Annotated in this window: 6 protein-coding genes, 1 tRNA gene and 2 pseudogenes; 7 read left to right on the top strand and 2 right to left on the bottom strand. The window is 49.3% G+C overall.

Features of this window, described 5'->3' with window-relative positions; translation table 11 throughout:
• Positions 1-199 precede the first annotated feature (199 nt).
• Complete coding sequence (locus tag RQN30_RS04770; RefSeq protein ID WP_353061485.1) at positions 200-3955, bottom strand: multifunctional oxoglutarate decarboxylase/oxoglutarate dehydrogenase thiamine pyrophosphate-binding subunit/dihydrolipoyllysine-residue succinyltransferase subunit; 3756 nt, start codon at positions 3953-3955, stop codon at positions 200-202.
• 429 nt (positions 3956-4384) lie between these two features.
• On the opposite strand from RQN30_RS04770, the gene RQN30_RS04765 reads away from it, so the two are divergent.
• From RQN30_RS04765 to aspA, 3 genes and pseudogenes are all read left to right on the top strand, one after another.
• The gene (locus tag RQN30_RS04765) at positions 4385-5605 is read left to right on the top strand and encodes a M23 family metallopeptidase (RefSeq protein WP_353061484.1); all 1221 of its coding nucleotides are present in this window, start codon (positions 4385-4387) and stop codon (positions 5603-5605) included.
• Between the two features lie 51 nt (positions 5606-5656).
• Positions 5657-6480 (top strand): annotated as a pseudogene (locus tag RQN30_RS04760) (glycerophosphodiester phosphodiesterase family protein).
• A gap of 337 nt (positions 6481-6817) precedes the next feature.
• Positions 6818-8263: an aspartate ammonia-lyase gene (aspA, locus tag RQN30_RS04755; protein WP_353061483.1), complete on the top strand. Its 1446-nt coding sequence runs from the start codon at positions 6818-6820 to the stop codon at positions 8261-8263.
• 168 nt (positions 8264-8431) lie between these two features.
• Here aspA and RQN30_RS04750 read toward each other — a convergent pair.
• Positions 8432-8504 (bottom strand) — tRNA-Arg (locus RQN30_RS04750).
• Positions 8505-8783: 279 nt separating this feature from the next.
• Between RQN30_RS04750 and argS the strand changes: the two genes are divergently transcribed.
• The 4 genes and pseudogenes from argS (at position 8784) to rho (ending at position 13712) form a co-directional block, all read left to right on the top strand.
• On the top strand, positions 8784-10457 hold the full coding sequence (gene argS, locus RQN30_RS04745; RefSeq protein WP_353061482.1) for an arginine--tRNA ligase: 1674 nt from the start codon (positions 8784-8786) through the stop codon (positions 10455-10457).
• Positions 10458-10598: 141 nt separating this feature from the next.
• The gene (locus RQN30_RS04740) at positions 10599-11045 is read left to right on the top strand and encodes a GHMP family kinase ATP-binding protein (protein ID WP_353061481.1); all 447 of its coding nucleotides are present in this window, start codon (positions 10599-10601) and stop codon (positions 11043-11045) included.
• Positions 11046-11095: 50 nt separating this feature from the next.
• A complete protein-coding gene (locus tag RQN30_RS04735) occupies positions 11096-11527 on the top strand; it encodes a hypothetical protein (RefSeq protein ID WP_353061480.1) in 432 nt (143 codons plus the stop codon).
• 417 nt (positions 11528-11944) lie between these two features.
• Positions 11945-13712 (top strand): annotated as a pseudogene (rho, locus tag RQN30_RS04730) (transcription termination factor Rho).
• The last annotated feature ends 8 nt before the right edge of the window (positions 13713-13720 follow it).

The raw sequence follows: 13720 nt of genomic DNA, 5'->3' as shown, positions 1-13720 counted from the left end.
TAGCTGGAGAGTACTTCCGCGTATTCAAATTTTCACAGATTTCGTTGTTTTCCGCCATTTATACTGCAGCAAGATACAGCAAAATGGTGGCATATTCGAAAATAATTGCGAACCGCCGCCGTTTTGCTGTTTATGCCCGAAAGTTATCAGTGCGAAAACACCCGAGAACTCAGCGGTAAAATCTATCGATTTCTACCTTCTACCGCGCAAACGACTGGGCGAGGATATTCGCAATCTGTGCGCGGTGAATTGCAGCAATCCCGGTGGAGGGAGCAGCTGCCCGCGGACGGGAAATCAGCTTCGGAACAATCCCAATTTGCGGGAATACTTCAAGCGCGAAATGGCTCCACGGGCCTTGATTTTGCGGCTCATCCTGAACCCAGAAAAATTCTGCATTTTGATATTTTGCAGCTTCTGCGCCCAGCTCAGCCGTCGGATCAGGATAAAGCCGTTCAACGCGGATAATTGCCGTTTGGGTATCGCCGCGTTTCTCACGTTCTTCCAGCAAATCATAGTAAATCCGACCGGAACAAATCAGAACCCGATTCACATCACGCAGGCTGGAATCAGTCTCGCCAATTACTGGCAAAAACTTTCCGTGCGAAAAGTCTGTAATCGGTGAAACCGCGCTTTTCCGGCGTAATAGCTGCTTTGGTGTGAAAACAATCAAAGGCTTGCGCGGACGGGTAAATGCCTGCGTACGCAGCAAATGGAAATAGTTTGCCGGAGTTGAAGGCTGGGCAACAATCATATTATTTTCTGCACAAAGCTGCAGATAACGCTCAATCCGTGCAGAAGAATGATCTGGACCTTGCCCTTCGTAACCGTGCGGGAGCAGCATTACCAGACCAGAGCTTTGCGCCCATTTTTGTTCTGCCGACGAAATGAACTCATCAATTACTGTTTGAGCGCCGTTAGCGAAATCGCCAAACTGCGCTTCCCAAAGGACGAGTGCGTCCGGACGTTCCACAGAATAGCCATACTCGAATGCGAGCACAGAATATTCGGAGAGTGATGAATCGTAAATGTTAAACTCGGCCTGGTCTGCAGTGAGACATGACAGCGGGGTCCACTCTTTTCCGGTTGCAATACAATGGGCAGTAGCGTGGCGCTGCACAAAAGTTCCGCGGCGTGAATCTTGACCCGAGATACGTACCGGCACGCCATCAATCAGCAGTGAACCGAAAGCGAGAAGTTCGCCAAACCCCCAATCGACTTTCCCTCCGTGCGCCATCTTTGAACGCTTCTCGAAAAGCTGGCCGATCTTTTTATGGAGGACGAAACCTTCCGGCGGATTTATGTGCGTATCACCAATCCGCTCCAGAACTTGCAAACTTGCCGCGGACTCCCAGCCGACTACAGTCGAGCCTTCTTCAACCTGTGCTTTCGGCAAACCAAGCACGGCGGCAGCGGTGTCTGTACCAGTTTCTTTCGTCTTTTCTTCCGCAGCACGAACTTCGGTGAATGCTGCTTCAAGCAAATGCTGGAAATCCTTTTCTAACAGCTCAAATTGTTCAGAAGTAAGTTCGCCGCGGCCAATTAACGCTTCAGTGTAGAGATTGCGGGTAGTCCGTTTCGTGTTCACCAGCGAATACATGATTGGCTGAGTCATTGATGGATCGTCGCCCTCATTATGTCCGCGTTTGCGGTAACAAGTGATGTCAAGAAGCACATCCTTGTGGAATTCCTGCCGGTACTCATATGCAAGCTGCGCCATACGCACGACGGCTTCCGGATCGTCGCCGTTCACGTGGAAAATCGGGCACTGCAGACCTTTCGAAATATCGGTGGTGTAACGTGAAGAACGCGCCAGGGAGGGAGCCGTCGTGAAACCAATCTGGTTGTTGACAATGATATGAATCGTGCCGCCTGTGCGGTATGCCGGAAGCTGTGAGTAATTCAGAACTTCTGCCACAACGCCCTGACCGGCGAATGCCGAATCTCCATGGATTAAGATTGGGAGTATCGGGTAAGATGTGTCGCCTGTATCAAGACGATCTTGCTTTGCGCGCACTGCACCTTCAAGTACGCCGTCGGCTGCTTCAAGATGTGAGGGATTTGCTGCGAGGTAGACTGAAATTTGTTCGCCGTCGAGTGAAGTAAATGTTCCCTCAGTTCCCAGATGGTACTTTACGTCGCCGGAACCTTGCTGCGCTGCAGGATCGAAAATACCGTCAAATTCAGAGAAGATTTGGGTATAAGACTTGCCGGCAATATTGGTGAGTACATTCAGTCTCCCGCGATGCGCCATCCCGATAGCAGCTTCGCTTAGTCCATCATGTGCCGCTCCTTGCAAAATAATATCGAGAGCTGGAATTAATGATTCGCCGCCTTCAAGTGAAAAACGCTTTTGCCCGACATATTTTGTTTGCAGGAACACTTCGAAAGCTTCTGCCTGATTTAAGCGCTGCAAAATATTCAGCTGCATTTTCTTCGAAGTTGGTTGGGCTGGGCATTCGATACGCTCCTGGAACCAGCGGCGCTGAATCGGATCTTGTATATGCATATATTCAATCCCGACAGTCCGGCAGTAGGATTCGCGTAATTGCGAGAGAATCTCACGCAGCGTGGCATGCGTGGTTCCGGCGAAACCTCCGGTGGGGAAAGTGCGGTCAAGATCCCAAAGAGTCAAACCGTAAGATTTCAGTTCAAGATCTGGATGGCGGCGGACATGGAAAGAAAGCGGATCAACATCTGCAATCAGATGGCCGCGGGAGCGGTAGGCGTGAATCAACTCTGCAATCCGCGCCGGTTTACCCATTTCACGTTCCGCATCATATTCCACATCGCGTTCCCAAACAAAAGGTTTGAACGGGATGCGCAATGCCATGTAAATCCGTTCATAGAATCCGTCAAGCCCGAGCAGTTTTTGCTCCATTAAACGCAGAAAACGGCCGGATGCAGCTCCCTGAATCACGCGATGGTCATATGTGGAGGTCAAATGCATTACTTTTGAGACACCAAGCCGCGAAATTGCAGCATTTGATGTTCCCTGAAATTCTGGCGGGTAAGTCATTGAACCAACACCAATAATTAAACCTTGCCCATTCATTAAACGCGGAATTGAATGTACCGTGCCGAATCCGCCAGGGTTAGTTAACGATGCTGTTGTTCCTTGATAGTCCGCAATTGTGAGCTTATTTTTCCGGCCGCGTTCGACAAGATCTTCATATGCAGTAAGAAATTTGCTAAAAGTGAGCCGTTCGGCTTCTTTAATATTTGGGACCACAAGTGTGCGTGTCCCGTCGGATTTAACTACATCAATGGCTAAGCCGAGATTGATATGGGCCGGCTTGACCAGGTTTGGGCGCCCTTTTTCATCAATTTTGTATGAATAATTCATCTCCGGCATCTCTGCCAGCGCTTCCACCATTGCGTATGCAATTAAATGTGTGAACGAAACTTTTCCGCCGCGGGTGGTGGAAAGATATTTATTAATCACGGTGCGGTTATCGAACATAATCCGTGCCGGGAGAGCGCGGACGGAAGTAGCTGTTGGAATTGAAAGCGAGGCGTCCATATTTTTTGCCAAACCGCGTTCAGCGCCTTTTAACGGCAGAATTTCTTCGTTATCTTCGCAAAAATTCGCTGCAAGATTCGGAGCTGAATCATATTTTGCAGTATAGGGAGTAAGTGCGGGGCGGGCTGCTGAACGCGGTGCTGGCGGCAGGTCGGAACGTGTAACATACGCTTCAGAAGTGGCTTCGCGATCTTGTTTAGCGTGGACGGCATGCTGTGCCGCAATATCTTCAGCGGAAAATGATTCGGTGTGTGCTGCTTGGGCCGGATTATCGTCTGCTGCGGGGGCAATACGTGTTTTCGCGGCGACACCGCTGCGCTTCCACTGATGGAACATTTCCCGCCATTGTTCACCGACACTTGAATTATCTTCGAGGTAATTGGCGTATAGTTCAGCTACGAATCCTTCGTTTGGTCCAAAATTCTGATCTACCATTGCTTGTGCTTTCCGAGTCTCGATTTTGATCTGCGTTAATCCCGACATATTTAATAATAGTGACGATAGTCCCAGCGCGCGCGGGATATTGAAAAATTACCTTGATTTGAAGTGAAATTTAGCAAGTTCTGGGTGTAAGTGTAAAGGCGCGTCAGCAGCTGATTAAAGAAACCGTATGAAATTATTTAGCAGATTACCGTTTCGGATTTCCCCTGAAAATGTATTTGTAAACAGTATTCAGGAGTGCCGGATAAATTTGATATCTGGGGTGCGTCACAATTTTTCACGGCAGTAGACGTGATGTTACCAAACCGTTATGATTAAGTGCAGTTGAGAAAAAGTGACTGTATCTCGCAGAGCTGTTACTTTCGGGATTATCGGTAAATTCTGAACTGCAAACACATCAGAAAATTGGCAAAGGGAGATGAAGTGGCACAAGAGTTTCGGAACGGGAAAACTTTACCTTCCCGGAAAGAACTTCGTCTCGCGCGGGAAGCAGCTGAGCGGAAAGCAAAGCCGCATCAAGAAGCAGCAGTGTCAAGAACCGGATTAACCAGAGCAGAAAAAGAAGCACGCTTAGCGCAGATGCTTGCGCGCTGTGAGTCATCTGCTGATATGAATGGCCGTCATTGGGCAGAATCCGCGATTGATAAAACTAAAGCGGTTAAGGCTGCAGGCAGCGCCGCAAGTCCGCTGCAGGTTAGTTTTTCGGCTCCGGATTCAAAGGAAAGCTCTGCAGCTGCGGTATGCACCGGTAATGAAGATGTTACTGAAGCCATTCCAACAGTCCGGGAAAATAAGATTGCATGCGAAAGGGAGCGGCGGAATTTCAACGCAAAATTTGTTGGTGTCGCTTCGAAAAGTTCGTCGTTTCTGAAAAATTTCGTGCAGAAAAGTCCGGCGCTTTCCGCGGTTGCTCTCGCCGGCGTTCTCGTGACAGCATCCGTCGGCGTGATTAAAGTTCAGAATGCGGTTGGCGCTCCCGGTTTTGCCGCAGCAGATTCTGTGCTTGACACCGTTCACACGGTTAATAGCTCGGCCGCTGAAAGCAGCGAAGATGTGTTAAAGCCAACCGCGGGTGCAGCGGAAACCGCCAAGATGATTGAAACGCAGCTTGCTGCAAACCAGGGAAAGATTCGCTGTGCTGCAAAAGGCGGAGCAAACGATCTTGCCAGTGCCTATGAAAACTTCGATAATGCAGTATTCTTTCCGATGCAGGTCGGATCGTATAGAATCAGCTCCCCATTTGGGATGCGCGCCAATCCTTTTGGGCGGGGAACCGAGTTTCACACCGGAGTTGATTTCGCCGCTCCAAAAGGAACGCCGATATATGCGGCAGCTGACGGTGAAGTTGTGATGGATGGTTCCGAAACTCCCGGAAACAACGATATTCGAATAAAACACGAGATTAACGGCAAAGTTTTCTACACTTGGTACTTGCACAGCTACCGTGACGGTATTTTTGTGAAAGTTGGTCAAAAGGTGAAGGCTGGAGAAAAAATTGCCGAAGTCGGCAGCTCCGGGCAGTCCACTGGGAGTCACCTGCATTTTGAAATTCGTCCGTCAAAAGATTATACCCAGGAACCAGTTGAGCCGATTAGTTTCATTAGTGAGCTTGGCGCGATTGATATTACCCAGAAATGCAGCTGATGCAATAAAAACTTTCGAATCATTGTGAAATGGTGAGAAGTGGGAAAGTCTATGAAATTTTGGAAATCACGACGGCGGACTCCTGCGCTTGATGAGCGGATATGGAAAATTGCTGAGAAGCCAATTGTTTTAGCACATCGCGCTGGAGGAAATGAAGCTCCAGAAAACTCACTTTCTGCATTTGCAAAAATGCAGAAACTCGGTTTCCGATATATTGAGACTGATTCGCAAGCGACAAAAGATGGTGTCGTAATTCTTTTCACGATCCGATTCTGGATCGAACCACAAACGGGCATGGAAAAGTTTCCAGCTATACGTGGGAAGAGCTTCGCAAAGTACACGACGAATCCGGAAACACTCCGCTGCGTTTAGCTGAAGTATTTAAGAAATATCCAGATCTTGTGCTGAATATTGACGCAAAAAATTTTCACGTAGTCCGCCCCCTTGCCCGTGCAATTCGGGAAGCAGATGCAGTTGGGCGGGTAAGCCTTTCCTCATTTAATGAAACCCGTTTGAAAATGCTGCGGCGAATGCTTCCCGGCGTGGTCACCTCACTTGGGAAAGGTGCAATGGCGTTGCTTGTGTTGGAATCGAAGCTGCCGAAACGGTTTTGGCCGCTCGTGGATCGATTTGTTCCCGGTGTGGAGCGCGGAGTGCAGGCAATTCAAGTGCCGTGCCTTTTTACAAAGATTCATGTGGTTACGCCGGCGATGATTGAGCTGTGCCACCGTCGCGGTCAGGCAGTGCATGTTTGGACAGTAAATGAAGCCGACGAAATGATACGTTTGCTGAAAATGGGGGTAGACGCGATTATTACGGACGAACCCTCGCTCGCCCGACGGGTAATTAATTATTACTGGGATGGTACTTACTAGGAATTTACTGTACTTTTTCGAATCTCAGAACAACTTGTATTTTCCACTTCTCTTTAGATCGAGATTTTAGCGAATTTAGTGTTTGCAATGTTTTTTGCACCAAGTTCTCAGCTACGATTATTTTGAAAGGTAAACGCGAACACAACTTCTGATATCCGTCTGATGTTGTCTGATATCCGTCGCTAAGCTTAAAGAATCTGCGGTTGATGCTGAAATACATCGTGCACCGCCGCAAAAATGTCAGTGCAATTGCAAAGTGAGAGCATGAAAACAGACAGTACTAGCGGAACGTCTGTCGGAAAGTACTTTTTGTGCAATGATGCTTGAAAGGAAGAAAATGGCTCATCGTATTGAAGAAGATCTCCTTGGTAAACGTGAAGTGCCAGCGGAAGCTTACTACGGGATTCACACCCTTCGTGCAATAGAGAATTTCCAAATTTCCGGCCAAAGAATTTGCGACATGAAAGAGTTCATAACCGCAATGGTGCAGGTGAAGAAAGCCTGTGCGCTAGCAAATGAAGAGCTGCATGTACTGCCGCACGATATTGTGCAGGCAATCGCGGCTGGCTGCGACGAGATTCTCGAAAAGCAGCGATGCTTTGACCAATTTCCGGTAGACCAATTCCAAGGCGGTGCCGGCACATCGGTAAATATGAACACGAACGAAGTGATTGCAAATCTCGCTCTTGAACTGCTTGGATTTGAAAAAGGGCGTTACGATGTGATTAATCCGAACGATCACGTAAATAAGTCGCAATCCACGAACGACGCCTATCCGACGGGATTGCATTTGATGATTTACGCAGCCGTCCGCAAACTGAATTCGTGTGTAGCGCAGCTTGCAGATTCTCTTGATCGAAAAGGTGCAGAATTTGCCGGCATGTTAAAAATGGGGCGAACCCAGCTGCAAGATGCTGTCCCAATGACGCTCGGACAAGAATTTCATGGTTTTGCCACGAATCTGCGCGAAGAAATCGAAGTCCTAGAGTGTGTTTCCAAATATCTGCTGCATGTGAATCTTGGAGCAACTGCGATTGGAACAAAACTGAATACTCCGCCGAATTATGCGGAAACTGCAGCAGCGAAACTCGCTGCAGTAACCGGGCTGGATATTGTCTCTGCGCCTGATTTGATTGAAGCAACTTCAGATAACGGCGACTATGTGAGCGTACATGCTGCGCTGAAGCGTCTTGCCCATAAACTTTCGAAAATTTCAAATGATTTGCGTTTGCTTTCATCAGGTCCGCGGGCTGGTTTAAACGAAATTAACCTGCCGCAAAGGCAAGCCGGATCTTCAATCATGCCGGCGAAGGTAAATCCGGTAATTCCCGAGGTTGTCAATCAGGTTTGCTTCAAAGTCATTGGGAATGACGTGACTGTGACGATGGCAGCAGAAGCCGGACAGCTGCAGCTGAATGTGATGGAACCTGTGATAGCGCAGGCAATTAATGAATCAATATCGCTGCTAATTAGCGCTTGCGATACTTTGCGTGAGAAATGTATCGACGGCATTAGTGCAAATCCTGAGGTGATGCGGGCGCATGTTTATAACTCGATTGGTGTTGTAACATACCTGAACGAAGTTATCGGGCATTATAACGGTGATGTAGTCGGCCGCGCAGCTGCCCGGACGGGGAAGTCGGTGAAGGAAGTAGTGGTGGAGATGGGATTGCTTACCGCTGCGGAAGTAGATGAGATTCTAACTGAAGAAGCTTTTATGAATCCGCGCTACAAAGGGAAAATATATGCGGATGATGAAAAAGGGATTATCGCCCGCCCTTAATCGTGTAATCGCCCTTAACTCTTGCGGCTATTGAGATACGGCATGATTTTGCGGATTTTGCTGCCGGCTGTGTAATCTTGCAGAGCGTTTTGCTGCGGCTGTGTTGCTTTCACTAATAAGAAAAGCCTGATATCTCTTTTCCTTTGAGATACCAGGCTTTTCCGGCAGTGCCCCGAACAGGATTCGAACCTGCGGCCTTCCGCTCCGGAGGCGGACGCTCTATCCCCTGAGCTATCGGGGCTAATCTGCAGCGCTGAAACACAGCAACTGCACCAGCATGTTTGCAAAACGCAAGAATCTTGCAACTCGTACAGTATAGCAATATTTGTGCATCTGCAGAATCTGCGGATACCGTCGGAATAATCACAATTTTCGTCTAGCGCCGGCTAATCTCCAAGCTAAGCAGCGCTGCAATCTTTGAAAAGCATTGCGGCAAATTCTGCGCAATTATCGAAACTGTTGCCGGATTTCACGTTCTGCGCGCTTGGGAGCAAAGCGTTAGCGCCGATAGAATAACTTCATGACTCCAGAGGAATTATCTGCATTTATCCAAAAAACTTTGTCATCCGCTGCGGCAAATGGTGAAATTTCCCTTGCTGCACAAGACATACCATCCGAAGTGAAAGTTGAGCGCCCGCGTTCGCGCGAACACGGTGATTGGGCAACAAATGTCGCTTTGCAGCTGGCAAAGAAAGCCGGCACAAATCCGCGTGCGCTTGCTGAAACTTTGATTGGAAGACTTCTCGAAAATCCGGGAATTGCGAAAGCAGAAGCAGCTGGTCCAGGTTTTATTAATATCACCCTTGATTCACGGGCTGCCGGCGAGCTTGCTCGGACTATCCTCACTCAAGGGACGCAGTATGGCCGGAGCAACGCCGCTCAAGGCAAGAAAGTTAATCTCGAATTTGTGTCAGCGAACCCGACCGGTCCAGTACATATCGGCGGTGCCCGCTGGGCAGCCGTCGGTGATTCGCTCGCCCGGATCCTTGAAGCCGTCGGGCAAAAAGTTACCCGTGAATACTATTTTAATGATCACGGTGCGCAAATAGACAGATTCTCTGCTTCGCTTCTTGCGCGCGCACGGAATCGCGAAGTACCAGCCGACGGATACGGCGGGCAGTATATTACCGACATTGCTGCACGTGTGCTTGCGGAGAATCCGGAAGCTGATCTCACTGCAATGGATGATTCTGCGGCGCAAGAATTTTTCCGTGAACACGGTGTGAATATGATGTTCGGTGAAATCAAGCAGGAATTACGCGATTTCCGAGTAGATTTTGATGTGTTTTTCCATGAGGATTCCCTGCATGAATCTGGTGCGGTAACAGCAGCAATCAAGCGTCTTGAAGATTCCGGCATGATTTATGAGAAAGACGGCGCCAAATGGGTCCGCACCACCGATTTTGGTGATGATAAAGATCGAGTGGTAATTAAAAGCGACGGAGAAGCCGCCTATTTTGCCGGTGACCTTGCCTATTATCTTGATAAGCGCTCGCGCGGAGCCGACTATGCGATTTATATGCTCGGAGCTGACCATCACGGGTACATCGGCAGAATGTATGCGATGGCACGCGCCTTTGGCGACACTGCGGGTAAAGGTGAAAATCTTGAGATTCTCATCGGGCAGCTCGTGAATCTTGTCCAAGACGGTCAGCCGGTGAAAATGTCGAAACGTGCCGGCACGATTGTTGTGCTCTCTGATTTGGTTGATGCGGCTGGAGTGGATGCGGCGCGTTACTCGCTTGTTCGTGCCGCAATGGACACAACTCTCGAAATCGATCTTGCGCTCATCTCATCGCACAGCAACGATAACCCGGTTTATTATGTCCAGTATGCGCATGCGCGCACATGTTCAGTTGACCGCAATGCGGCAGAGCATGGAGTTACTCGTGATGATTTTGATCCGGGTAAGCTTGATACCGCTGCCGACGGAGAACTGCTCGCAGCTCTCGCGAAATATCCGGAAGTAGTGGCGCAAGCAGCAACTTTGCGTGAGCCGCATCGTGTGGCACGCTATCTCGAAGATCTTGCTGCGGCATACCATGCCTGGTATGCGAAGTCTCGTGTCACTCCGCGGGCAGATGAAGAAGTCAATCCGGTGCATCAGGCACGTTTGTGGCTAAATGATGCAGCCGGTCAGGTACTTGCGAATGGCTTAGGTCTGCTTGGCGTGAGCGCACCGGAGAAAATGTAAAAAGCGTTTGTGTGCAAACTTACGGGTTCGGGAGTGTCTTTCCGTGTTTTTCTGCGGCGCTTGGTGCTTGCAGGTGCATCTTTGGAAAATTAATCTCGATTACTTTGGTTTTGTGCAATCACGGAAAAGAGAAGAGTGGTCATGCGGATAGTAGCTGAGCGTGCCAGTGTGCGGGTACCTGCAAGTGCGCTGCTTTATAATTCAGCTTTTTCGGGTCTCGCGCTAAGCCTGGATTTCTGGGATGAAACAGCAGTGACACTGACGACGGGTGCTGCAAAAGCGTTGATTCTGGGGCAAGGAAGTAATGAATTGCCAAAAGATGCGAATCATCTTGTAATCAAAGTAATGATGTATACGCTGGAGCATTTAGGGCTTCCCGCGGCTGGGATTGAACTTGTGGCGCGAAATAATATTCCGCGCGGTCTCGGTCTCGGTGAACGTGAAGCAGAAGTTCTTGCAGGGCTGTTATTGGTTAAGAGCCTACTTGGGAATCCGAATGATTTCACTGCTGCGCAGCTAGCCCGTCTTGCTGCTGATTTCGATGTTGACGGTTCCCGTTTAGCTGCAGCACTTACCGGCGGGGGATAATCTCTTGGCCGGATCGCAATGAGCAGCAAAACGAAAATACTGAGATGAATGTGAGTATTGCAGCACAAACTAATCCTGTTCAAAATACAGCTTCGCTTGTGCTTCATCCGACACTGAAGCTGACCCTAATCACTATCCGGGAAACCAGCAGGCACCGCAATAATTTGGCGCATTCAGTTTTCGGAGTTCCGGACGATGCTGCGGGTTTGCTTTGCTACGCGCTTGAACATCGGCCGCTGCTACTGCGGGAAGTATCGCGGGCAGCCTTTCTGGAATGGGGAAGTGAGCTGTGTAAACTAGCGGAAACAAGCCATATTGCCAATTTGCTTTTCTCGCTGCAAAAAGCAGGCTGGCCGGCGCTCGGAGTGCAAAATGGTTCCGCAATATTAGTTTTTGCTGAACTGCGCGGGAAGATGCCGGAAAATTTAACAGCTGCAGGTTTCACCGTGCAGCCAATCCAAATCGCACCTCCAATCCGGTAAATCGCAGCTTCAATCCGGTAAATATTAATATAAGCCGGAAGAGAAACAGCGAATAAGCCGGCATGTGAAACATACCGTCCGGATTGGAAATTTATTTCGTGCAGCAGCGGATATGCAGAATATTTTGCGTCGGCGTGATAATAGTCATTTTGTTCCGGGCCGATTATTTCCATAAAAGGCAGTTCATTGTGTAGGATAATGTTCAGGCAACCAAGGTCGCTCAGATTTAGACCTACTGGACCGCGAACAGTTTTGCTTGTTATCGCGTGTTGCCAATCCAGAATCAGATGTCTCGCCAAATTTTGTGTGAGCATGTTATCCATTAATCCCGATTGACATAGCAAGCGTCTTATTTGAGACGCCCGGGGAAGGAACCTCGTGAACGAAACTGCCAATTCAGAGCGTAAAGTAAGCGCAATGTTGCTTTCAGAATTGAAGGAGCGCGCAGCTCAACTCGGCATTAAGATGCCGCCGAAATCGCGAAAGGCTGATTATGTGGCGGCAATTAAAGAAAAGCTTAGTGATGGCGCACAGCTGCAGCCGGCTAGTGCAGATACTGCAGAAAAGCCTGCACGTGCCCGTCGCACCAGAAAGGAAAATCTGGATCAGGTAATCGTGCCAGTTTCCGAAAATACTGGCGCTGAAAATCCGGACAAAGCGGCAAGCGGAGAGGATCACAACGAAAATGATTTACGTGAGAATCTGCGCCGCAATCGAAAGAATCTTGAAAATCAGCCAAAAAGCGAGATGACAGCAGCGGAAAAGCAAGCTGCGCTTGACGCTCTCGGCGACGCAGCCGCACGTCGTGCCGGAAGCAAACGGAATAGTGAAAATAGTGATCAAGACAGTGATCATGATGGAGTGCGGAACCGCAATCGGCGCGAACGCAGCGAACGCAATAACCGTCGTGACCGGCGAGATCGGAATAATCGCCGTGACCGGCGCGAACGCAATAATGATCGGCGCAATAACAGCGATGACGGATCTCAATATGAGGACGTCCAAAATAATAACGAACCGCAGAGTACGCATGAGGACGTTTTGATTCCAGTTGCCGGTATTCTCGATACTGCTGGAACAAATTCTTATCTGCGCACTGGCGGATACCTGCCGGGTAAGTCTGATGCTTACGTTTCCCAGCAGACGATTAAAAAATACGGTTTGCGGCGCGGTGACGCTGTTGTCGGTGCAGTACGCAGTGTAACCGAAGGCCAGGCGCGCCGCGGGCAGCGTCAGCATAAATACAACCCGCTGGTGGAAGTGACTTCGATTAACGGGCTTTCTCCGGAAGATGCAGCAAGCCGACCCGAATTTAACAAGCTTACACCGCTTTACCCGCAGGAAATGCTGCGGATGGAGACGACAAAAATGCGCTCACAACTCGAATAATCGATCTTGTTGCCCCAATTGGAAAAGGGCAGCGCGGGCTGATTGTTTCTCCGCCAAAAGCAGGTAAAACGATGATTATGCAGCAAATGGCTGTGGCTATCGCGAATAATAATCCGAATGTGCACTTGATGGTGGTGCTCGTTGATGAACGTCCGGAAGAAGTAACGGATATGCAGCGGCTAGTGAAAGGCGAAGTGATTGCTTCGACTTTTGACCGTCCGGCTTCCGATCACACAATCGTGGCAGAACTTGCTGTTGAACGGGCGAAGCGTTTGGTTGAACTTGGGCAAGATGTGGTAATCCTGCTTGACTCGCTTACACGTCTTTCCCGCGCATACAACCTTGCTGCTCCGGCTTCAGGCAGGATTCTCTCTGGCGGTGTGGATGCAGCTGCACTCTATCCGCCGAAAAAGTTTTTGGTGCGGCCCGGAATATTGAAGACGGCGGATCGCTTACAATCATTGCTTCAGCGCTTGTTGAGACTGGTTCGAAGATGGATGAAGTAATCTTCGAAGAGTTTAAGGGCACCGGCAATATGGAGCTGCGGCTCTCACGTCAGCTTGCTGACCGGCGGATTTTCCCGGCAGTTGACGTGAATGCTTCGGGAACGCGGCGTGAAGAACAGCTCTTCAGCCCGGAAGAGCTGAAGATTGTGTGGCATTTACGGCGCGCACTGGGCACACTTGATGTCCAAGAATCTTCTGACTATCTTCTCGGGCGGCTGCGCAAAACTGAGTCGAATCAGGAATTTTTGGTTTCAATTGTGCGGGGAATGCAAGCCAATGGAGCAGAATAATCGTGATG

The organism is Arcanobacterium hippocoleae, from assembly GCF_040360365.1.
Taxonomy (GTDB): Bacteria; Actinomycetota; Actinomycetes; order Actinomycetales; family Actinomycetaceae; genus Arcanobacterium_A; species Arcanobacterium_A hippocoleae_A.
Note: the sequence above shows the minus strand (reverse complement) of the source record. Positions and strands in the feature narration are given on the sequence as shown.